This is a genomic window from Acinetobacter sp. CY73 (genome assembly GCF_059515865.1).
On record NZ_JCAKMZ010000041.1, the window covers coordinates 1 to 21,797 of the forward strand.

The 21,797-nt window shown below is 38.3% G+C and carries 16 protein-coding genes, 1 rRNA gene and 1 pseudogene; 7 read left to right on the plus strand and 11 right to left on the minus strand.

The genetic code is table 11. The annotated features are described in order from the left end of the window. Positions 1-267, plus strand: a 267-nt coding sequence (locus tag AC5YD2_RS14800; RefSeq protein WP_496127061.1) for a transposase, incomplete at its 5' end; no start/stop codon positions are given. A 75-nt stretch (positions 268-342) separates the two neighbouring features. Here AC5YD2_RS14800 and AC5YD2_RS14805 read toward each other — a convergent pair. From AC5YD2_RS14805 to ybaK, 9 genes and pseudogenes are all read right to left on the minus strand, one after another. Continuing rightward, positions 343-1,587 (minus strand): MFS transporter, encoded by a 1,245-nt coding sequence (locus AC5YD2_RS14805; RefSeq protein ID WP_496127075.1) that lies wholly within the window; start codon positions 1,585-1,587, stop codon positions 343-345. Between the two features lie 142 nt (positions 1,588-1,729). Then, positions 1,730-3,982, minus strand: coding sequence for a TonB-dependent receptor (locus tag AC5YD2_RS14810; RefSeq protein WP_496127062.1), 2,253 nt, complete (start codon positions 3,980-3,982; stop codon positions 1,730-1,732). Positions 3,983-4,004: 22 nt separating this feature from the next. Then, positions 4,005-5,282 carry an MFS transporter gene (locus tag AC5YD2_RS14815; RefSeq protein ID WP_496127076.1) on the minus strand — a complete coding sequence of 426 codons (1,278 nt, stop codon included), beginning with the start codon at positions 5,280-5,282 and terminating at the stop codon, positions 4,005-4,007. Then, entirely contained in the window at positions 5,279-5,659 is a 381-nt protein-coding gene (locus AC5YD2_RS14820) for a hypothetical protein (protein WP_496127063.1), read from the minus strand. The genes AC5YD2_RS14815 and AC5YD2_RS14820 overlap by 4 nt, the downstream gene beginning before the upstream one ends. Further along, complete coding sequence (locus AC5YD2_RS14825; protein WP_496127064.1) at positions 5,656-6,303, minus strand: GNAT family N-acetyltransferase; 648 nt, start codon at positions 6,301-6,303, stop codon at positions 5,656-5,658. The genes AC5YD2_RS14820 and AC5YD2_RS14825 overlap by 4 nt, the downstream gene beginning before the upstream one ends. 15 nt (positions 6,304-6,318) lie before the next feature. After that, the gene (locus AC5YD2_RS14830) at positions 6,319-8,187 is read right to left on the minus strand and encodes an IucA/IucC family protein (protein WP_496127065.1); all 1,869 of its coding nucleotides are present in this window, start codon (positions 8,185-8,187) and stop codon (positions 6,319-6,321) included. Further along, positions 8,184-9,629, minus strand: coding sequence for a lysine N(6)-hydroxylase/L-ornithine N(5)-oxygenase family protein (locus AC5YD2_RS14835; RefSeq protein WP_496127066.1), 1,446 nt, complete (start codon positions 9,627-9,629; stop codon positions 8,184-8,186). The genes AC5YD2_RS14830 and AC5YD2_RS14835 overlap by 4 nt, the downstream gene beginning before the upstream one ends. Continuing rightward, positions 9,622-11,472, minus strand: a pseudogene (locus AC5YD2_RS14840) (IucA/IucC family protein); the annotation flags it as partial. The gene AC5YD2_RS14835 and the pseudogene AC5YD2_RS14840, both read right to left, overlap by 8 nt. Positions 11,473-11,927: 455 nt before the next feature. Then, positions 11,928-12,395 (minus strand): Cys-tRNA(Pro) deacylase, encoded by a 468-nt coding sequence (gene ybaK, locus AC5YD2_RS14845; RefSeq protein WP_496127067.1) that lies wholly within the window; start codon positions 12,393-12,395, stop codon positions 11,928-11,930. A gap of 146 nt (positions 12,396-12,541) precedes the next feature. On the opposite strand from ybaK, the gene AC5YD2_RS14850 reads away from it, so the two are divergent. From AC5YD2_RS14850 to AC5YD2_RS14875, 6 genes are all read left to right on the plus strand, one after another. Then, positions 12,542-13,177, plus strand: a complete 636-nt coding sequence (locus AC5YD2_RS14850) for a CDP-alcohol phosphatidyltransferase family protein (protein WP_496127068.1) — start codon at positions 12,542-12,544, stop codon at positions 13,175-13,177. A gap of 44 nt (positions 13,178-13,221) precedes the next feature. After that, on the plus strand, positions 13,222-14,982 hold the full coding sequence (locus AC5YD2_RS14855; RefSeq protein WP_496127069.1) for a bifunctional alpha/beta hydrolase/class I SAM-dependent methyltransferase: 1,761 nt from the start codon (positions 13,222-13,224) through the stop codon (positions 14,980-14,982). Positions 14,983-15,107: 125 nt separating this feature from the next. Next, positions 15,108-16,541 (plus strand): phosphatase PAP2/dual specificity phosphatase family protein, encoded by a 1,434-nt coding sequence (locus AC5YD2_RS14860; RefSeq protein ID WP_496127070.1) that lies wholly within the window; start codon positions 15,108-15,110, stop codon positions 16,539-16,541. 468 nt (positions 16,542-17,009) lie between these two features. Continuing rightward, the gene (locus tag AC5YD2_RS14865) at positions 17,010-17,678 is read left to right on the plus strand and encodes a lysophospholipid acyltransferase family protein (protein WP_496127071.1); all 669 of its coding nucleotides are present in this window, start codon (positions 17,010-17,012) and stop codon (positions 17,676-17,678) included. Continuing rightward, a complete protein-coding gene (locus AC5YD2_RS14870; RefSeq protein ID WP_496127072.1) occupies positions 17,675-18,619 on the plus strand; it encodes a phosphatidate cytidylyltransferase in 945 nt (314 codons plus the stop codon). The genes AC5YD2_RS14865 and AC5YD2_RS14870 overlap by 4 nt, the downstream gene beginning before the upstream one ends. Positions 18,620-19,121: 502 nt before the next feature. Next, entirely contained in the window at positions 19,122-19,640 is a 519-nt protein-coding gene (locus AC5YD2_RS14875) for a lytic transglycosylase domain-containing protein (RefSeq protein ID WP_496127073.1), read from the plus strand. A gap of 88 nt (positions 19,641-19,728) precedes the next feature. Here AC5YD2_RS14875 and AC5YD2_RS14880 read toward each other — a convergent pair whose 3' ends face one another. Both AC5YD2_RS14880 and rrf read right to left on the minus strand, forming a co-directional pair. Further along, the gene (locus tag AC5YD2_RS14880; RefSeq protein WP_496127074.1) at positions 19,729-21,084 is read right to left on the minus strand and encodes an MFS transporter; all 1,356 of its coding nucleotides are present in this window, start codon (positions 21,082-21,084) and stop codon (positions 19,729-19,731) included. 503 nt (positions 21,085-21,587) lie between these two features. Next, a 5S ribosomal RNA gene (rrf, locus tag AC5YD2_RS14885) occupies positions 21,588-21,702 on the minus strand. Positions 21,703-21,797: the final 95 nt, after the last annotated feature.

Here is a 21,797-nt window from a genome sequence, read left to right on the forward strand (position 1 = left end):
AGGTTACAAGATCAAGGTATTGATTTGATTACTTATCATCGGAAGAACATGGAATCTGTTCAACTCAGTGCATCAGATGAATATCACCTAAGGCAACGCAATAAGATAGAAACGTTATTCAGCTTATTGAAAGGTCAATACAATTTAGTGACAAGTAAAGCACGCAGTGTTCGTGGATTTCTCAGTGGAATTTACGCCTCGTTATGTGCATATCAATTAGCTCATCAAAATAAACCAACAATTCAAATTATTGATTCATCGGCTTAAGCAGGATTCGGGTTAAATACACAAATCAATAGAGTTGTTTGATTTATAAAATCATACTAATTTTGCTTAGGCTATTTAAAAATCTTTATTTTGCTTCGCTAATTCTAAATGGCTGTTAGTTGTACTTGAGCTAAATAACCAATAAATGATTAAACACGCCATTACCAATAATAAAAAATAATAGGGATATTGCTGATCTAATTGATACAGTCCAGTACTGAGCAAAGGTCCGAATACAAAACTAATCGCTTGAGTTGCTGTACACCAACCCGCAACTTTAACTTGATCATGAGCTGGTGCATTTTGTGAAGCGCCAGTCGTAAAAGCAGGAATTAAACATGCTACTGAAATGCCATATAAGATGTAAGTGAGTTGAAAAATAATAAGATGTGCTGTGTAAATTGTAATGACTAATGCCAGCATCATCACGATTAATCCTATCCATAACAACTGCTGTAATGACCATTTTAAATACTTCGTCATGAATACTTGCATAGACACTAAAGCAACACCCACGATTAATGAGCATTGCGCAAAATAGACCGCGCCTTCAGTAATACTCACTTCAAACCGATCCTGAATATAGAAACCCGCTGTGAGATTTAGAGTGACAATCGCCAAATAAAGCGAAAATCCAAGCACCAACCACGGAAAGCATTGCTTTAATCCGAAAACACTACCCTGTTGATTTTTAATTTCCATAAATTCTTTGGTTTGTACCATTTTATTTTGATGAGCAACACTCTTTTCATGCTCAAAGATATAACCACGATCAAATTGAAATAGAATTAAAATACTCATGCTGGCTAAAATCATGATCGCTGCCCATAACGGCGTTAGAATCCCCCAATATAAAAATACTGTGGTTAATAACGGTCCAAAGATCAGTCCTAAACTATTTAAGGCACCGAATTTGGACATTTTTTGAGAACGTTCTTTTTCATCTGTAAAGTTTGTCATCACATAACTTTGCAACGCAATTTGTGGCATCGCCATAAAGAGTCCAGTGGAAGCTCGACTGAACATCAACAATGTAAATAACAGCATTAGACTCACTTGATTAATCAATCCAAACATCAAAGTGGCTGTAAATAAACCCCATGTGATCGTCATCCCAACAAAGCCGATACTCAAAAGCTGGTAAATCGAATATTTACTTTGCTGTTTAGATATATAAATTGCTGTCATCGCCATCAACAATGCACCTATTGAAACCAGAGCACCTGCTTGGATGTCAGTCAGTTTTAATTGTCGAATGAGTGGTGCTAATAATGGCAAAATCATTGAGAAACTAGCACCATTGGCCAAACTCGCCGCCATAAATAACGTATTATTTTTATTGTTCAATATTGATTCCAAATCAGTGAATTAAAATTTTTATTACAGGTGTATTATCAAAATGCTTATCAGTTTAAGAGGGTGCCGAAGCATCCTCTTAATTAATTATCTTAAATTCAATTAATCAATATTTTAGTGTGTAGCTCAGACCGTATGTACGTCCTTCGGCAGCTAGACTGGATAAGGCACCATAGACAGATGCCACTGACTGGCTATAGATCGATTTATAATCGGTATTCCATACGTTATAAACCCCGAATCCTAAATGTCCAGGCCCTACTTTCGCATTGCTGATGACATCCATCGTTGCAAAGCCTTTAATTTCAGATGTTGCAGCTGAATTATATTGAATCGCATCCTCTTTCGCTTTATCCGTGCCAGCAATAGCCAAAGCTTGGACTCTTAAGCTCATATCATTCTCAAACTGCCATTCTGAAAAAGCTGTTCCTTTTAAAGGTGCAACACGAATTGCATCAAGCTCCTGCCATTTGCCCTGAGTATTTTTAAATTGTCCTCGGGTATAGGCCATCGTTCCACCCAATGTCCAGGTGGGTGAAACTTGGTATGAAATATTTCCCTCAACGCCATAGACTCTTTCATCCGTATCGATGACATCAATGGTAAAATTAGGTTGTCCGAATTTAAGACTTTTATCGGAATCATTATAAAAAGTTGTGATACCTGCTTTTAATCCTTGATCATTCTGAGTACGCCAGCCGAGTTCATAACTATTTACTTTAATCGGATCGATGCTCTGACTATTGATGACAAAATCGGCAGGGACATCACGTAACATTCGTTGTATGTCAGGTAAATTGGCACCTTGAGAGAAATTTGCAAAGAGCTGTTGTGCATCATTGACATGATAGACAGCACCGACATTGAATAAGGTTGCATCATGTTTCACTTTACCGCCATTTAAAGTTCTTGCTTGATAGCCTGGACGTAAGTCTTGATTAATCGCCTCCATATACGGCGTAGATGCATCTACTTGGCTTTCTACTCGTTCATGTCTCACACCTGCTTGAACATCCCATTGGTCGGATAACTTTAGATCAGCTTGTACAAATGCACCCAGCTTGTCTGTTTCCACATCAGGACCAAAAGCATATTGATTAAAAGGTTCATAATTTAATCCATTACTTTGTCTAAATGTTTCACTGTCATAGACCTGAATGTTTTGTTCATCCTTTTCATTTTCATAGTCTAATCCATACGTTAAACCTAGACTTTTACCTTGCACATCAAACGCTTTTGTTAGTGCAGCACGTGCACCATAAACATCAATATCCGTCGCAGATTGATACACTAAGTAAATATCTCCGCCCATCGCTCGAGGAGATGGAAACCATCTTGCTTTTTCATTTCTGTAATAAGCTTCTGTATTTAGACTTTGTCCAAGAATATCTTGATTTTCATATTGCACATTGAAGCTGTATCGTTCCGTTTGAGGTTGTGAATCGAGCTGAAGACCTTTGACTGCATTTAAGCTTGGAAGATAATTGGGTTCCCGATTTATAACAGCGAGATTTGGACCGTAGTCAGGACCATAATCGCTGTCTTGCTCATCATTATAGTATTGAGCACCGAAACTTAAGTTTTGAGCATCAGAAATATTCCACTGAATGCGTCCATTGACATCTAAGGTTTCTGTATCTTGGCGATCCGTTTGTGCTGTCTCAGGTGCGATACGATGTCCACGACTATCTTGGATCTCACCTCGCGTCGCATAGCTTGCTCCGAGCGTCCCTCTGAATGCCCCTTGGTTAAAAGACATGGTTTGTGCAGCTTCATAAGCCATCGCATCAGATTTAAAATGATTGCCTGATGTAACCCCTAGTTTGGTTTCAAAATTGAGTGGATCTTCACCGCCTCGTTTGGTAATGATGTTGATAATGCCGCCTGTTGCACCAGAACCATAAATACTGCTTGCACCTGAAACGACTTCAATACGCTCAATCATCGAAGGACTGATGCTATTCAGTTGTCTTGATCCATCACGGTAGCCCGTTTGTGGTACCCCATCGATCATATACTGCACCACACGACCACGCATCGTCATACCATAATTGGATGTGGTTCCCGAACTTGGGGTTAACGATGGCACCAGAATCCCTAAGATATCTGCGGTAGATTTGCCTGCATTGGCTTGTTGAGCAATGTCTTCCTGACTAATGCTATATACCGTCCCAGCAATATTGGCGATACTTTTAGCAGAGCGATTCGCTGTCGTGACAATCGTATCCAGCTTTTGCATGGATTGAGGCTCAGCATTACCTGCTTTGTTTAAAACAGCAGTCTCATCTTGAGCATAAATTTGAGTGCTGATTGCCAATGCTAAGCAAGTCATTTGAAGTGGTAATATTATTTTTTGCATGACTAAATCCTGACTTAAACTCTTAAGATGTACGATTTTTAAGAGGTGATTTCATTTTTGAAATAATGATTTGACTGAGTACAACACTGATGATCGATGCAATCGCTAGAACAATATAGAAATTGCCAAACCCGAGTGACTTGGCAAGAAAACCAGATGCAGCGCCACCGATAAAGTAGACCAGCAGTTCGAAACACACCAAGATGGTGAAATCAGTCCCTGCCTGCTCTTTAGAACTACTTTGCATAAAATAGGCGTAAAGAGACGTCATCGCGATATAGCGAATAGCCAGCATCGCCACCACGAATACCCCTAAAAGTAATTTCCATTGCTCTAACCAACCCACAATGAGGGCAGCACCAATAAGGGCATAGAGTAAAGTTCGCCCCCAACCTGCCCAAATTAAAAGTCGTGTGGCATCTATCTTTTTGAGCAGAAATGCGGCACTGATTGCAGCCAATAATCCCACGCCTGCCCCAATCACTGACATCAACACACCAATGTGTGACAATGACCATTGATGATCAATCAGCATCGGATTCAGCATTGCCATTGCAGGTGCTTCTACAATGCGATAACAAACAATCAGCAACAATGCCCATTGAATTTCTTTACGCTTAAATGCTTTGCTCAAACTCGGTTTAGGCTTAGAGATCGATAGACCTGTAGCGCTATGATTTTCTTTAATGAAAAAAATAGCCATCATGGTCAATGCCGTCATGACAGACAGACAAATTAGTGCTGTTCGCCATCCATAATATTGATAAAGCCAAAGTGTCGCGGCCCCACCGAGCATACTCCCCAGTGCAACCCCCATACTTTGGGCCATACTGCCCAAACGATATTCTGACTCACTAAAACGTTCGACGGTATAGCCATCAATGGCAATATCTTGTGTCGCTGCAAAAGTTGAAATCCACAATCCAATGACCACGAAGACTGTTAATCCATAGTTAAATTGGGTCAATGCTAATGCGAGCACACCCAATACCAATGCAATCTGAGTCAACATTAGCCATGATTTACGTTTTCCCAATGACTTAAAGTAAAACCGATCAATATAAGGTGCCCAAAAAAACTTAAATGCCCAAGGCAGATAAAGTAAAGAAAGCATTCCAATCCAACGAAGATCGACACCTTGATGTCTCAAAATGGCAGGTAAAGCCACATTGTAAAAATAGAGAGGTAAGGCATGTGCTAAATATAAAACAACAACCACAGAAAGCCCAATTGCCGAAATATTTTGAGTATTTAGTGCATCTGATTGTGGTTTTTGTTGCGTTTTGATGGATGATGTCATGTCGTGCATATCCACTTCTGTACAGCCCATTGCAATGCAGAAGTTAAGTCTAAGGAAACGTAATAAGGCACCCGCCATGCAGCATGCAATGCAGGTGTGTTTAAACGCGCTTGATCATCTTTGTCTTGTGCAATACGCACCAAACCAAGACAGTATTCAAAAAAATCGTGTTTATATCGTTTGTACCAAATCGCTTGAAGCTGTCGATATTCATCGGGAAATGTGGTATCAGCTGCCGTCTGCATCACCAAAACAAAATGCTGTTTTTTGAGAAAAAAACGCTCAATTTGAGTCAACCACAGTTCAAATTCTTCAACGCTCACATGCTCAGAAAATCGCATATCAAGGATCTGCATATGGGTGCAGCGATAACTCATAGCACAACCTCTTTTACGAATGGGTTATGCTGTACTTGGGTTTGATATTGATTTGAGGCTGTTAGAAAATGACCATATTTTTGATAAAATGTATCGCGGAAACAGTAATACAGCATCGCCGTTTTTTCAGGCATAGGAATTAAACCTTGTGCCTCATAGCACAACTCTTCTACAACGGCAGCATAAGGTTTTACAGTATGATCAGGCTCACCCACGATTTTCTGTGAATCTGCATGTTCAAATATATAAAAACTGAGTAAACGCATCACTGCTCTGAGATACCCTTTACCAAACACAGACTTTTCACCAAAAAGTAAATGCCATCCTAGATCCGAATCATGACCTTCATAATATCGACCTAAGCGATCTCGCTTGCCTTCATAAATTTCGGTATAACCCACATCTTCGCCATTCACCCCCACGATCAGTAAACGCTGATGGTCATCTGCCAACATCCGATCGTAATAAACCTGTAAGTCCAATTCAGATTTATTGAGATTCCATTGTGGAATCACATGAGGTTCATTCATCCATCGATGTAATAAAGGAATATCTTGAGGATACTGCACCTGACGCAAATAAAATTGCGTCTCATTCTCATAATATTGATAAAAATCTGGGAGTTGTTGAGATAAAGTTGGCATTCTGAATATCCTTATTTATGCGCTTAAGCTTGGTGATAATGGGTTGTGATCCGCTTTTAAAGAAGACCGTGCACTTTCAATATTGATCCATTTTCGCAAGGTATTTGGACTGACAGGATTTGCCATCGGATCAAGGAAAACAGGCACTGGCCTTTCTGCTTCATCGTTATAACTGGTGGTAAAGAGTCGAACGCGATTCAGACAAATTTTTTCAAATTCATCTCTAAACATCGCAAATTTTTCAATCCGGTCAGAAAGTTCTGGGTGTTGATGATGAAATTCAGTGATGACATTAGAAATCACCTGCCAGAAGTCGATTTCTGTATGTTCAACATAATCCTGTAAAAATACATTGCAGATATAGCGGTAATGGACAATGAATAAGCCTGTGAAAATAAAATGACTCAGCTCAAGTGCATTGTGACGAAGCAAAATATTACCTTCTTCAGGTAGATCGCTCAGTTCAGGAAAATCCTCATCCACTAAGTTCACATCATCGATAAAATCTTTTAATACCAATTGTTGAGGAATACCATTTTGATGAACCAGCATCGTGTTCTCACCATGCGGTGAAAAAGCTAAACCATATTTATATAAACTCACCAATAAAGGTCGAATCGATACTTCAGCAAATTTCTTTAACCATGCTAAAGGGCTCATCCCCGAAGCTTGGATTAAGGTTGATAAAACGGATATTCCCTTGAGATCTTGATGCACGAGTGCTGCTTGTGATAACACTTGTTGATCCTCTCTCACATACGCATCGACACTTTCGCGCCATAAACAACCAAATAGCTCTTTGAACTGATACGGCGCACCTTCAATTTGGTCATAACATGGCTGTTGAATGGTTAAGGTCGCAACTTCACCCAAGAAAATAATGCCTGTGTTTTTGAGATCTAGATCTGATTCAAGTTTAGACTGTAACCAAGCTGTCACAGCGGGCGCAGCAAGATTTCGCTTCGATGGTAAACCTCGATAGACCGCCGTATTAAAAATACTCACTGGCAATTTAATATAATGGCGTTTCGATTGAGTGGTATTACATAAGGTACGAATTGATTGCATAGGCACAAAACTATCGTGGCTTATACCCAACTCAACGATCCGCTGATCAACGATTTCATTGGCATAAGTTGCAACTAACCATTGATGCCATTGCCATTCATGTACAGGAATTAAATAATAATGTTCTGAATTTAGACCTTTTTCCTGCATGCGATGTCTAAAATGATCTATTTCAAATTGATCCAATTCATGCTCGTACAATGCTTTGGCATGCCACTTTGAAGTGGATCGGAATTCTGCTAAATCTTGATGAACAGCCAACCACATCACTTTCACTTCAGGTGAAAGTTCTGGAGCACTGTTTAAATAATCCTCATAGCCAAACCCCATGCGTCCCTTACTCATAATCAACCAAGGATGTCCTCTGAGCATGCCCTCAACCACGTAGTGTGGCGCTGTTAATACCGCTGAACTTGCTAAGCATTCGGGTTTAAATAGATGTGCTTCAGCGAGCCAAGTATTGTTCATTTCCTTAATCAAATAGGCTTTGGTAAAAGGTTTAATCTCCACCTGTTCAGAAAATACAGCGATAAATTGATGCAAATTCCAAGCCTTTTGAGCATGATTATGATCAATCACAACCACTGAGTCTGGATCAATCTTCCAGTGGCCCAAAAGATACTGTTGACCTGAAAACTGATAAATCAAATTGGCAAGTTTGAGTTGATAGCGTTGATCTTGATGGTTTAAATCCGTCTCCACTTTCTCTACGCTGATAATTTCTTCGTATAAAAATTCAGCAATCGCCATCTCAATTAACCGTTGTCCTGCATCGCGCCACTGCTTTTGATGAATATCTAAAGTTCTGAATGTCATATGCTGTTCTCATAACAAGTTTTAGGCGCGATAGAGTGATTTTGACTCGCCCTAGAATATTGAAAAGACGTTGACTGTTGTTTATTGCTTTGCTTCGAGGAAGAAAGCGTATCCAACTCAGATTTTATGAGTTGAACATGTGGATTATTGGATACTTCAAAATGTTGAAAACACTGTTGCAACGGGCTTTGCTCATAAAGTTCATAGCCCAACAATTGATTAGCAATAATGGACGCTCTAAAAGCCCCCATCCCTAAATCTGGCGTTGCAACTCCGTGGCTGTGCATTTCTTGATTTTGAACAAAAATCTGACCGCGAGCCCGATGATGAAGTTGATAGTTTTGGCTGATACACCAATGACCATGTACAGTTCTCTCGATGAACTCTTCTAAAGGTCTTAAATAATCAAATTGAGGGGAATGATACCCCGTAGCGGCTACAACGTGATTTGCATCTATATAAAATGCTTGTTGCGTCAGTTTATGTTTAAACTGCAATCGAATGGTTTCACTGTCTAAGGCTTGCGCGTCTACCAGCTCGCAATGTTGATGTAAATGCGTATGCATTCGGGATTGACCGATGCTGGTGTGATATAGCGTCTGATAAATTTCGTGGATAGTCTGCGCACTGATGCCCTTATACAGCAGCGCTTGTTGTTTTAACTGTTGTTGCTTGGTTGCATCATTTAACTGATAAAAATGATTCACATAATCTGGACTAAAATGCTCTAAACCCAATGGCGCATATTCCATGGGGAAAAAGCCCTGAGAACGCGTTAACCAATTCAATTCATAAGGTGTTTCCACCGAATCATTGGCAAATTGACGATCCAATAAATCTTGAAAAACTTCGGCAGCAGACTGACCTGAGCCTAGGACGACGACATTTCCAGAGAGCTCATCATGTCGATGATTCATATATTCCGCAGAATGAATACAACGCTTTGGATACTGTGCTCGCATCTCATTCAAACAATGTGGCATTTGCGGAACATTGCCAGATCCGATCACCAAGTGCCGGCAACGATAGCGATGAATCATGCCAGCTTGTTCAACAAACACTTCAAAGCCAACGTCTCTTGGGTAAATACTCATGACATTGGATTGGTATTGAATCTGCTGTAATTGGTCAGCAACCCATTGACAGTAATGATTATATTCACGGCGTGGAATATGTGGCTGTTCTAAGAAGTAAAACTTATATAAGCGCTGATGATGTTTAAGATAATTTAAAAAACTAAAAGGATTGGTCGGATCAACCATGGAGACCAAATCAGCCATAAAAGGGACTTGTAAAACAGTATTTGGCAATTGCATGCCCGCATGCCAATCAAACTGTGCCTTTTTCTCAAAAAATAAATAAGACAGCTCTGATTTTTCATGCAATAAGCTGGCTAAACTTAAATTAAATGGCCCTAAGCCGATTCCTATAAAATCAAGCATATGCCACGCCCTTTTGTTGAATCCATAATGGATTATTCAATTGGATGTATACAGATTGCTGATCAACAGATGCTGTTAATTCATCAAGTTCATATAAACGAGTGAGTAAGTTTCCTTTGTAGGGCAAGGTCGATTTGAACAATAAACCATGAATCAAACTACTGCTTGGGTATCGCTGATAGAGCTCCTCTAAATATGCTCGCAATTCATCAATCAAACATGTCTCAGCAATATAAGCGCTTGCACCTATTGCATTAATCAAACCAAACAAAGTATTACCAAAGAAATAATAACTAAAGCGTTCATCGACAAATTCTTTTGAACCCACCGCATGTGCTTTATCTTTTAGGGCTGGAAATTGCTTTAAAACGTCTTGAGCGTATTCTTCAATATAGTAAAATCCTTGATTATCCCGAAGCCAAAGTGTTTTGGGTATACCTTGTTCAAGCTCGAGCAATACATTTTGTTGATGTGACTCAAATGCCATTCCATGGCGATGATATAAAAGCATTAATGGTTTAAGACTGAGCTCAAGAAATTGCTTAAACCAATTCAGCGCAATCGTTTCTCTTGCAGATGAATCACAGATATCTAAGTTTTCATTTTGTGCAATGTGCTCAAAAATTGTATTGAACCGATTTAAATTTTGATTCGGATGATCTTGGCACAATGAGGCAATACAGGTGATTTGTTGATGCTGATTAAATGGCTGTTCTCGAAAGATGCAGATTGTCTCATTAATCATTTGACCGTCTATGTTCAATGCGATCCATGCAGGGTCATTGACAGCTTTGAGTGTAGGACATTGAGCTAAAATGCTCCGCCCAAACGGACTGTGCCAAAGTTGATGTGTCATTACACCGCGATGACATTCTTTTTCTAAGTTCACTCGAACCGAATTGGTTACCATGACAGATAAGGATGGTTTGACTTGCCAAGGCGCATCAAATGCTGCCAAAGTTCGTACCGATGTGGTTGGTGCAAAGCTCCAGGCTTTTTCACCTAAATCAATCAACTTATTTTGTTGTTTTAGTCTTTTAAACCACTCTTTGCTTTGTAAATAACGTGCTTGCCAAGGATGCAGTGGCAATATTTTGAATTGCTCATATTGCTGAATCAGTTGCTGATCGACTTCAGTCAAATGCCACCGCAAATGGTCTTTTAAAAGTTTTGAGATCGGTTGGCTAAGTGCACTGTCTTCGCTGATATATTCAGGTGCAACAAGCCAATAGACCAATTGGGTTTTCGCCTGTGCTTCAGGTGAGTATTTTAACCAATCCTCATGGATGAAGCCCGTTCGACTCTTGGGTGCCGGATGCATGCTATGACCAAGCAACAACGCCTGCTCGGTCTGAATATAATTTTGATTCAGTTCAATGAGCTGATCAAAACCTCTAAAATCATGATCTGCTTGATTCTCAATATCCTGTTTACATAGATCATTTTTCTGATTCTTCAGGTTTTCTTTATGGTTCGACAGATCTTTTGATTTTGTTTGAACAGATTTTCTCAGTTCTAAAAACTGATTTAATGCATCACGACTTTGAATCCATCGCTCCACTAAAGAGGCTGAATCTAATTGTTGATTGGATAGATCCGATTGAGAGCGATTGTGTTGAATCAAATCTTCAAGTAATAGCGTTGCAATTGCCACACTGCTAAACGTTTGAATCTGACCTTTGATAAAAATTTGCGGTAATTGAGCTAAACGATGACGCCCCACGACACTGACATAAGACAATGGGCATAATACTTGTGCATTCAAACATTCAATAGAGATCACTAACAACGTCAAGCCTTGGCTAAACGAAATTTGAGTAGAGTTTTGTTGATACCTCTCAAGAAACACGATTTTTGCTGTTTCTTGAGCGTATGCATTGACTAGATGTTGCATCGCCAGTCGATTGGCAAGCTCTTTCATCTGACCATTTCCTCTGTTTCAGTTTCAAATAGAAACCTTGTAGTTCAGTTACATTTAATTGTTTTACTTAAGTACGCTGGCCAACGCATTAGACATGTTAATGATAATCGTTATTATTTAAAGATGCAGTTTTGTGAAGATTTGCAATAGAGTGATTTTAAATTAGACAAGTCTATGAATAATAAAATTTAAGTTTTACTTATGATTTTTTCTGCTTTTAATAATAGAAAAAAATGGAATTGAACTTACTGATTGAAACAAGTTTTTGAATTGAATTCTTAAATTGCAAATCTAAAAATTCAATTCCAAATATAAAAAAAGGCTACTTTTAAAATCAGTAGCCTTATCGTTATATATATAAATTGTTATTCTCAGTGTTAGACATCCAAAATATCAACAAAATTGGCACTGAGCACTTGAGCAAGATCTTGAGGATTCAAACCGATATCAAGCCCTCGTTTTCCACCACTCACATAAACTTTACCCAATTGTGCGGCTGTCGCATCAATCACCATTTTCAGACGCTTTTTTTGTCCAATGGGGCTAATTCCACCCACCAAGTACCCAGTTAAACGTTCAGCATCTTTAGGATTCGCCATTTGCACTTTTTTAATTCCAAATGCAGTTGCTACTTTCTTGAGATTAAGTTGGTGATCCACGGGTAAAATGGCAACATAATAATTTTTTTCATCCGTCACCATCAGGGTTTTAAACACTTCATGGACTGATAAACCTAATTTTTCTGCAGCTTCCAGCCCGAAGCTTTTGGCATTCACATCGTGTTCATATTCATGGATCGAATAGATTATATTTTTTGATTTTAATAGCTTACAAGCAGGTGTCATTTTTTCATCCATATACAAACAAAAGCTATTAGATCATAAGCTTTTTCAAATTGAAGATGAATGTGAATGGTCATTTTTTTCTTGTATTTAAAATCCTGATCTGCCTAAAATTCCCTATACCAAAATATTAGAAAATAATTTTAATAATGCCTTCCATCTATCAACTTAAGCCAGCTTTTCAAAATGTGTTACGTCCCTTTGTTCGTAGTTTATTCCGTATAGGGGTCAGCGCCAATATGGTCACCATTTTGGCAATGTTGATTTCAATCGCAGTGGCGTATTTTATCTATTTTTATTATGAGGATCATACATCTTCGCTGTTTCTTTTACTCTACCCTTTTTGGATGCTAATTCGAATGGCATTCAATGCTATAGATGGCATGCTCGCACGAGAGTTTAATCAGCAATCAGATTTAGGCGCATATTTGAATGAGTTGTGTGATGTGATTTCAGACACCGCCCTCTATTTATGCTTTATAACCTTTGCTTTCATCCACACTGAGCTCCTCATATTTGTGTGCTTTCTAGCTTTAATAAGTGAGTATGCGGGTGTGATGGCGCCTCTAATTGGTCGAGATAGACGCTATGATGGACCCATGGGTAAAAGTGATCGAGCATTTTGGTTTAGCTTACTGGCAATCATTATTTTTATTTTCCCTTTCATTTCCAACAGCAACACAGTGCTGTTCTATATCACCAATGGTCTCGTATTGTTCATTGGCATCTTATTAATACTCACCATTTACAACAGAATTAAAAACAGTATTCACCACAAGATTTAAAGTTTTTCACAACATATAAAAATGATTTAATTTGGAATATTCTTATGTATAACAACAGTCATAATATTTTTAAGACCCATGATGAAACTGAATTGTTTTATCAACATTGGGCAAGCAAAGCTCAAGAAAAAATAAAACATAACGATAAAAAAGCCATTATCCTGTTTCATCGCGGACATGAACACTCTGGTCGGATGGCACACTTAGTCGATGAGTTGAAAATGACCGATTTTGATTTTTTTGCTTGGGATGCACGTGGACATGGTGATTCACCTGGCGAGCGTGGGGATGCTCCAAGCTTTTCGGCTTGTGTCAAAGACATTGAATATTTTGTTCAACATATTCAAAAGCAGTATGGCATTGATGAAAAGAATATTGCGGTGATTGGTCAAAGTGTCGGTGCTGTGCTCAGTGCGACTTGGGTACATGATTATGCCCCTAAAATTCGAGCTTTATGCTTAGCCTCTCCTGCATTTGAGATCAAACTCTATGTACCCTTTGCAGAACCAGGTTTAAAACTTTTAAGCCAAATCAAAGGCAATTTTTTTATTCAAAGCTATGTCAAATCGAGCATGCTTACCCATGATAAAGAGCGTGCGCTGACTTATGACACCGATCCTAAAATTGCTAAAGCCATTTCAGTTCGCATGTTACTGGGACTCTATGATGCGTCTAAACGTGTTGTGAGTGATGCTCAAAATATCTTTGTTCCCACGCAAGTCCTTTGCTCTGGTTCAGATTTCGTGGTTCAACAAAAACCTCAACGTGATTTTTACGACAAACTTCCCCATCCGCAGAAAGAATTTCATGTTCTAGAAGGTTTCTATCACGACACGCTTGGAGAGAAAAATCGAGCTGTTGCAATCGATAAAATGAGACGCTTTATTAGTCAATGTTTTGCCACTTCATATCAAGCCCCTGATTTACTCCATGCTGATAAAATTGGCTCAAATTGCGCGATTGCAGAAACTTTAAGTGCACCTCTCCCACCAAAATCAGCCAAGCATATCTTTTGGGAAATGACCAAGAAGAACTTGAAAATCGGGAGTTTCTTATCCAAAGGGTTAAAAATTGGTGAAGATACAGGATATGACTCAGGCAGTACTTTAGACTTTGTCTATCGGAATCAGACTGAAAGTCAAAATCCGATTGGCAAACTCATCGATCGACAATACTTAAATGCCATTGGATGGCGCGGTATACGTGTACGTAAAAGTCATATTGAACACCTTCTGCAAAAATATGCAAAAACATTAACTATGAATAATCAAGCCGTTCGAATCATAGATATTGCATCAGGACATGGGCGCTATATTTTAGATGCCGTTCAACAACTATCTCAACTTCCTGAGTCTATTTTGTTGCGTGATTATAGCGAGATGAATGTCAAAGCTGGTCAGCAGATGATTCAAGATCGTGGCTTAGAACACATCGCACAATTTGTTCTAGCAGATGCTTTTGACACACAATCTATAGCTTCAATTGAACCGAAGCTAACGCTTGGTGTCGTTTCAGGGCTTTACGAACTGTTTAGTGATAATGACTTATTACGTCGTTCACTCGATGGCTTGAGTCAAGCGATTGAAAAAGATGGATATCTGATCTACACGGGTCAAATATGGCATCCACAACAAAAATTTATTGCACGAGCTTTGACCTCTCATCGTGAAGGTGATGCATGGGTTATGCGCTTACGCTCACAGGCAGAAATGGATGCACTTGTTGAAGCTGCTGGATTCAAAAAGATAGATCAACATATTGATGATTTTGGAATATTTACAGTATCCGTTGCTCAAAAACTCTAATGGATGATCCATCTTAAAAACATAAAAATTGATGAAATTTATTCAGAATCATTTTCATAGACGGTTTTTCTTGAGCATTTGATACAGATCAGCCTTCTGCTCAATAATAAAAATACAGGTGAGTTATGCAAGATTTGGCTAAACAAGCAGGAACATGGAAATGGGGGCTATTGTGTCTTTTATTTTTAGCACCCTTCTTTTTCCTGAGTTATGGTTTTGCCAATCAATATACATCGCAATTACCTCATGTTCCCGTCATCGTCTTTGATTGGGAAAAATATATTCCGCTTTGGCCTTGGACAATCGTGCCTTATTGGTCAATCGATCTGTTCTATGGATTATCACTGATCCTGTGTTGGACCAAGTTTGAATTAAAACAGCATGTACTTAGATTGTTCACAGCACAAATGATATCCATCAGCTGTTTTTTACTCTTTCCACTTCGATTTTCTTTTGAACGCCCTGAACTTTCAGGATTCTTTGGACTTTGGTTTGATATATTAATGGGTTTTGATAAGCCCTTTAATCAAGCACCTTCCTTACATATTGTCTTACTGATTATTCTATGGGATTTTTTCCGTCGTCATAGTCAAGGATGGACGCGTAAATTTGTCGATTTTTGGTCTTTTTTAATCGGCTTATCTGTCCTCACCACATGGCAGCATCATTTTATCGATATTCCGACAGGCATTTTAGTCGGTGCTTTATGTCTTTGGTTGTTTCCAATTGAAAGTAAGTCTCCATTAAAAAAAGACCAATATCAGAAATTAACGCCAAAGCATTTAAAACTTGGGGTGTATTATTTGATTCCAAGCCTACTGTTGACTGCTATTGGCTTCTATTTTAAGGGCACTTGGCTCTGGTTACTTTATCCTGCCGCCAGCTTATTATTGGTGAGTTTAAGTTATTTTTTGGCGAGACCTCATTTCTTCCAAAAACAATCTAATGGAAAACTCAGTCATGCGAGTCTAATTTTATATGCACCTTATTTAGTTTTCGCATGGTTAAATAGTCGCGTATGGACAAAAAAACATCCTGAGGATTCACACATTATTGGGGTCGATGATATTCAAATCTATCTGGGACGACTTCCAAGCCAAGACAATGCATTAAACTTTCAAGGCTTGTTCGATTGCTGTAGCGAACTGCCTGTTGTAATCAGGTTTAATGCAGACCTTGCAAATATCAAATATCAACAATTTCTCAGTCTTGATCTTATCCCAGTACAAGCGAATCAGTTAGAGCACGCAGTTTCACAATTTGATTTATTATTTTCAGATTTTAACCAGCCTCAAAATCATTCATCAGAAAATATTTCCAATGCCTCTCCTAGTCCGAATACAGATCAGCGACACGCTAAAATTTTAATCTTTTGTGCCTTAGGCTATTCAAGAAGCTCTGCAATTTTATGTGCTTGGTTACTTAAAAATAAACATGCTGATTCAGTACAACACGCCATCGAAATGATTCAATCTGCCCGCCCTTGGATTGTCATTAACCACGCTCAGCTTAAACAATTACAGCTTTATCATTTCAAGTTAAAAGGTTTGGCACCATGAAAATGAAACTTATGGTGTTATCGAAACTGCTTTCCTCAACCAATATGTTCCTTCTATCAGGCTATATACTATTTAGTTTGAGCACCCTCTCCTTTTTATTTTTAGCTTCTCTTGAATATAAAAATATATGGATACTCTCCAGTTTATTCATTTGTATAATGCATCATTACGTGTCTTTTCGAGTCAACTTTGATGCTGAATTACTCGCTCATCTCAGTACTCAAATTCATGAAAATCATGTAGAGATTTCGCTGAAATCACTCACCAAACAACTTGATCAAAGCCTAGTTGAACTTGGATTAATAAATAAGAAGACACTCAGCAGAGATTGGGCTTTACGTATTCAAGGCTGTCTCAAACTCTTTAAAATACAAATTGCTTTGCTCATATTGCAATGCATATTATTTATCACACTAATCATGCTATAAGTTTTTAAAACGAAATAAATATTTAGAGTCCTACACCGAAATGAATGTCCCTATAAAAAAAAGAAAGAATATTGTTGTTGAATCAAGTGGACGACTCATCGCATTTCTGACACGACGTAGTGCACGATTGCTGACTGGAGCACGCAGTTTATGGGTTGGCTGTACGCCAGAACTCAAACAACGCATTTATTATGCGAATCATAACAGTCATATCGATTTCATCTTATTGTGGTCATCTCTACCGCCTGAAATACGCAGGCAAACACGTCCGATCGCAGCATCAGATTACTGGATGAAAGATGGATTTAGACGATTTCTGATTCAAGATACTTTTTCAGGTGTGACGATCAATCGTCATCGCGAAAATGGTGAAGACCCTCTCAAACCTATTAAAGATGTATTAGCAGAAGGTTATTCCATTATTTTCTTCCCTGAAGGTACACGAAATTTAGAAGATGATATTCAACTACTCCCCTTTAAAAGTGGTTTGTTTCATTTATCTCAGCAATTTCCAGATGTTGAAGTGGTACCTGTTTGGATTTCCAATTTAAAACGTGTGATGCCTAAAGGCGCTTTAATACCTTTGCCTTTACTGTCAACTGTGACATTTGGAAAACCGCTTGATCTGACAAAACATACTGAAAAAACAAGTTTCCTGAATTACGCACAACAACAACTGATTCAATTAAAAGAGATCGAAAACCAATGACCCTCGATAACTTAGAACAAACCTATTTATTGTTTGGAATATTTGCTGGTATTTTGGTCTTTGCCTCATCTGTAGGTCTTATTCTAAAGAAAAAAGCAGGAATAACGGCTTCACCTGTCATTGATAATCTGAATGCTCGAATCAATGCTTGGTGGATCATGCTGATTGTCATCGCATCTGCCATTCTAATGGGGAATGCTGCGTTTATTATTTTATTCGCTCTCATTTCTCTATTTGCACTGCGAGAATTTATCAGTTTGCTGCCTACACGTCGTGGGGATTATTTTCCATTATTGGTGGCCTTCTATTTTGTGATTCCTTATCAGTATTATTTGGTCTATATCGATTGGTATGGACTTTACTCTATTTTCATTCCACTCTACGTGTTTTTACTCATTCCAATTGCCAGTTTAAAACAAGAAGACACCACTCATTTTTTAGAACGAAGTGCAAAAATCCAATGGGGCTTAATGATCAGTGTATTCTGTATCTCACATGTGCCAGCGATACTGAATTTAAAATTAGACAATTTTGATGGTGAACCAATTTGGTTGGCGATTTGGCTGATCATGGTGGTTCAAGCATCCGACGTACTTCAATATGTCTGTGGCAAGCTTTTTGGAAAGCACAAAGTTGCACCCATACTATCACCGTCTAAAACAGTTGAAGGTTTAGTTGGTGGAATTACTCTCGCTACTGCTCTTGGCGTTGCAATGGCATGGCTTACGCCTTTTACTTATTTTGAAGCTACATTCATCGGATTCATTGTTTGTATCTTTGGTTTCTTTGGTGGTCTTGTTATGTCAGCCATCAAACGAGATCGAGGTGTAAAAGATTGGGGTCAACTTATTCAAGGTCATGGCGGAATGCTCGACCGTATTGATTCCATTTGTTTTTCTGCACCTATCTTTTTTCATATTTTGCGATATTGGTGGGCATAATATTTTCTAAAACAAATGCCTGATGTAGAGTTGATAAGCTGTTTCATTTTTTAATGTAAGCTAATACCTACACTGAATGAAGCTCTAGGAATCTTGTTGCATTATCTAATGAAGACTAAAGTAACATTATCAAGAACAGGATGTTCTGGGACACAGAAAAATAATAAACTGTCCAATCATAGGATGTGTGATAAAACTATAGAATTTATAGTTTTGTCTATGACTCAGCAAAAACAGCCCCTTTAATCAGGAGGCTGTTTTTGTTTATTTATACTTAACTAAAGAATTCTAATCTTCTACAATTGATAAGATCTTGTATAAAGCAGTTCCTATTTCTCAAAATTTAAGGAGATTTAACAATTTGTAATATTTATGATTCAACATGTACGTTGACCTTAAAGATAGTGATGAATAATATCCTTTTACGTTCACCACCGCTACGGATTGTATTTTGCTCTTTCAAACTGAATCAATATCTGCTTTACCTCAAAGTTATAAATCAATGAAAACATTATTCGTAGGCTTAGCTGTTTTAGCTTTATCAGGTTGTACCTCTTTGGGAATAGGTTCATTAGAAAAACGCTCAGCGAAACTTTCACAAGGCATTCAAAAAGCCTATTCCGTCGATTCCAGCACAGCAAATCGTGTAGCGCCTTTAATCATCCAAAGTGCAGAACAGAATCATGTAGATCCTCTACTGATGGCAGCCGTGATCCGTCAAGAATCAAGCTATCGTAATTATGTTGTATCTTCTGCAGGTGCTGTGGGATTAACTCAAGTTATTCCACGTTATTGGCAGCAAACTTGTCCGGGTGATCTATTCGAAGAAAATATTAACATTAACTGCGGAAGTTTTATTTTAGCCAAATACAACCAATCGGCAGGTAGTTGGAAAAAAGCACTAGCTTATTACAATGTTGGACCTACAGGCTATAACACCAACAAAGACATGAAAAAACAAGGTAACCGATACGCTAAACAAGTGAAACACCATGAAAAGAATTTAAAATCAAAACTTTAGATTTCGTATAATGCCGAGATGAAAAAAACACGCATTGTCACCAATGCGTGTCTCTTAAAACTATATTTTATTGATTTAAAAAATTTTATTAATTTAAAACAGTTCCAATTTTTTTTGCTTCTACTTTAACTGGGGTTTCAACATATCCCTCTCTCTTGATGAAGAGAATAGCAACACCACCAATAATGGCAGGAACGGCAACAGCAATAAAATTCATTTTATGTGGTAATTCTAGACCTAACAAGTAACCAATCACGATAGGACCTACAATCGCTCCCATACGACCAATACCCGATGCCCAACCTATGCCTGTAGAACGAACAGCCAACGGATAGAACTGTGCAACATAACTGTACAGTAGAATACTACAACCGACTGAAGCTGCGCCTGCCAGAGATACCAATAAGTAAATCACAGGTTGTGGTGTATTAAAACCTAGGCCAATGAGTGCCAATATCCCGACACTTAACATACCAATAATGACAGGTTTAATATGGAATCGATCTGCAAGCATACCACCACCTGCCGTACCAATCACAGCACCGATATTCAAAGCCAATAGGAACATTAGACTACTACCTAATGAATAACCAGCGGCCATCATCAGTTTTGGTAACCAACTACCTAGAGCGTATAGCATCAACAAGCACATAAAAAATGCTAACCAAAACAATAATGTGCCTCTAGCTCGTCCATCTTGGAACAGTGCAGCAATGGAAGCAGTAGGAACTTTACTTTCATTAAATACTAGAACGGTGTTCGGTGTAATTTTATCTTCAGGTGATAGTTTCTGAACAATTCTTCGCGCTTTTTCTACTTTATTCTGTTTAACCAAAAATGCGAGTGATTCAGGTAAAAACATCCAGATCAATGGTACAAATAATAATGGAATACCTGCAATCCAGAACATAATTTCCCAACCAAAAGTTGGTGTAAACCATGTACCCAGTAATGCAGCCATAATACCGCCCATTGCATAACCACTAAACATACCTGTAACAAGTGTACTACGTAATTTCTGAGGGGCATATTCTGATGTTAACGCAACTAGGTTAGGCAGTACTCCTCCGATACCAAGACCAGCAATAAATCTTAAAGCACCGAATTCTGTTGGATTCGATGCGAAACCACCAAGAAAAGTAAATCCACTGAATAATGTTACACAGATCAAAATCACATTTTTACGACCTATTTTGTCTGCCAACATACCAAAAAACATAGCGCCGAACATCATCCCTGCAAGCGCAGTACTCGCAAGCATCCCCGCTTGCACGGCAGTCATACCCCACTCTTGCATCAATAATGGCAAGGTTACCCCATTAATTGCGAGATCATAACCGTCAAACAAAACAATAAACAAACACCAAAGCACCACAGTCATGTGGAAAGGTTTAAACTTTGCTTTATCAACTACAGCATTGACATTCACTTCTTGTGTTGTCATTTCCTCACCTCCAATTGTGAGCTTATTTTAAATAATGAATCAATATTCACTTTTTATAAAATGCATGTTTGCTCAATATTTGTCTACTAGACTTTAAGTGAATGAAGACAAATTAGGGAATATCACTGGCATGAATCATCATTTAATAATCAAAATTTGATTTTTCAGACTTACATTAATTATTTTTATTTATAAAATTCAGAAACTTACTTAACAATGAATATTGATGATTTTCAATTGAATGACATTTTATCTGTAAATTAGAAAATCACTAATTGTAACTAAGTTTTTAAATGTAAATGCTTCATTTTTTGAACGATTCACTATTTTATATCTCATGCGATATAAGCCTTAAGGTGTATAAATTATTAAATGACTTATTAGAAGATGATTGAAATGTATAAGGCCTAAGATCACCGCAAATTTAATTTCGAGTCCATTAATTTATTTCCTGCATAAAAAAACACCCCCTTCGTTTGAAGGGGGTGTTTTTAGGAATAATGAGCTGGCGATGACTTACTCTCACATGGGTAACCCCACACTACCATCAGCGCAAAGAGGTTTCACTTCTGAGTTCGGGAAGGGATCAGGTGGTTCACTCTTGCTATTGTCGCCAGCACAACTGTTGTGACTTTGCTTGGGTCTTATTGACATCGTTTGATGTATGCCGTTGCTTGGTCAAAGAAGTTATTAACAGATATATCTGAGTTGAA

What these genes read in the sequence shown, in the direction of transcription:
- AC5YD2_RS14820 (WP_496127063.1), bottom strand. Translation starts at nt 5,659, where the DNA reads ATGAGTTATCGCTGCACCCATATGCAGATCCTTGATATGCGATTTTCT.
- AC5YD2_RS14825 (WP_496127064.1), bottom strand. Translation starts at nt 6,303, where the DNA reads ATGCCAACTTTATCTCAACAACTCCCAGATTTTTATCAATATTATGAG.
- ybaK (WP_496127067.1), bottom strand. Translation starts at nt 12,395, where the DNA reads ATGACACCTGCTTGTAAGCTATTAAAATCAAAAAATATAATCTATTCG.
- AC5YD2_RS14855 (WP_496127069.1), top strand. Translation starts at nt 13,222, where the DNA reads ATGTATAACAACAGTCATAATATTTTTAAGACCCATGATGAAACTGAA.
- AC5YD2_RS14850 (WP_496127068.1), top strand. Translation starts at nt 12,542, where the DNA reads ATGCCTTCCATCTATCAACTTAAGCCAGCTTTTCAAAATGTGTTACGT.
- AC5YD2_RS14875 (WP_496127073.1), top strand. Translation starts at nt 19,122, where the DNA reads ATGAAAACATTATTCGTAGGCTTAGCTGTTTTAGCTTTATCAGGTTGT.
- AC5YD2_RS14815 (WP_496127076.1), bottom strand. Translation starts at nt 5,282, where the DNA reads ATGACATCATCCATCAAAACGCAACAAAAACCACAATCAGATGCACTA.
- AC5YD2_RS14830 (WP_496127065.1), bottom strand. Translation starts at nt 8,187, where the DNA reads ATGACATTCAGAACTTTAGATATTCATCAAAAGCAGTGGCGCGATGCA.
- AC5YD2_RS14810 (WP_496127062.1), bottom strand. Translation starts at nt 3,982, where the DNA reads ATGCAAAAAATAATATTACCACTTCAAATGACTTGCTTAGCATTGGCA.
- AC5YD2_RS14805 (WP_496127075.1), bottom strand. Translation starts at nt 1,587, where the DNA reads ATGGCGGCGAGTTTGGCCAATGGTGCTAGTTTCTCAATGATTTTGCCA.
- AC5YD2_RS14835 (WP_496127066.1), bottom strand. Translation starts at nt 9,629, where the DNA reads ATGCTTGATTTTATAGGAATCGGCTTAGGGCCATTTAATTTAAGTTTA.
- AC5YD2_RS14865 (WP_496127071.1), top strand. Translation starts at nt 17,010, where the DNA reads ATGAATGTCCCTATAAAAAAAAGAAAGAATATTGTTGTTGAATCAAGT.
- AC5YD2_RS14880 (WP_496127074.1), bottom strand. Translation starts at nt 21,084, where the DNA reads ATGACAACACAAGAAGTGAATGTCAATGCTGTAGTTGATAAAGCAAAG.
- AC5YD2_RS14870 (WP_496127072.1), top strand. Translation starts at nt 17,675, where the DNA reads ATGACCCTCGATAACTTAGAACAAACCTATTTATTGTTTGGAATATTT.
- AC5YD2_RS14860 (WP_496127070.1), top strand. Translation starts at nt 15,108, where the DNA reads ATGCAAGATTTGGCTAAACAAGCAGGAACATGGAAATGGGGGCTATTG.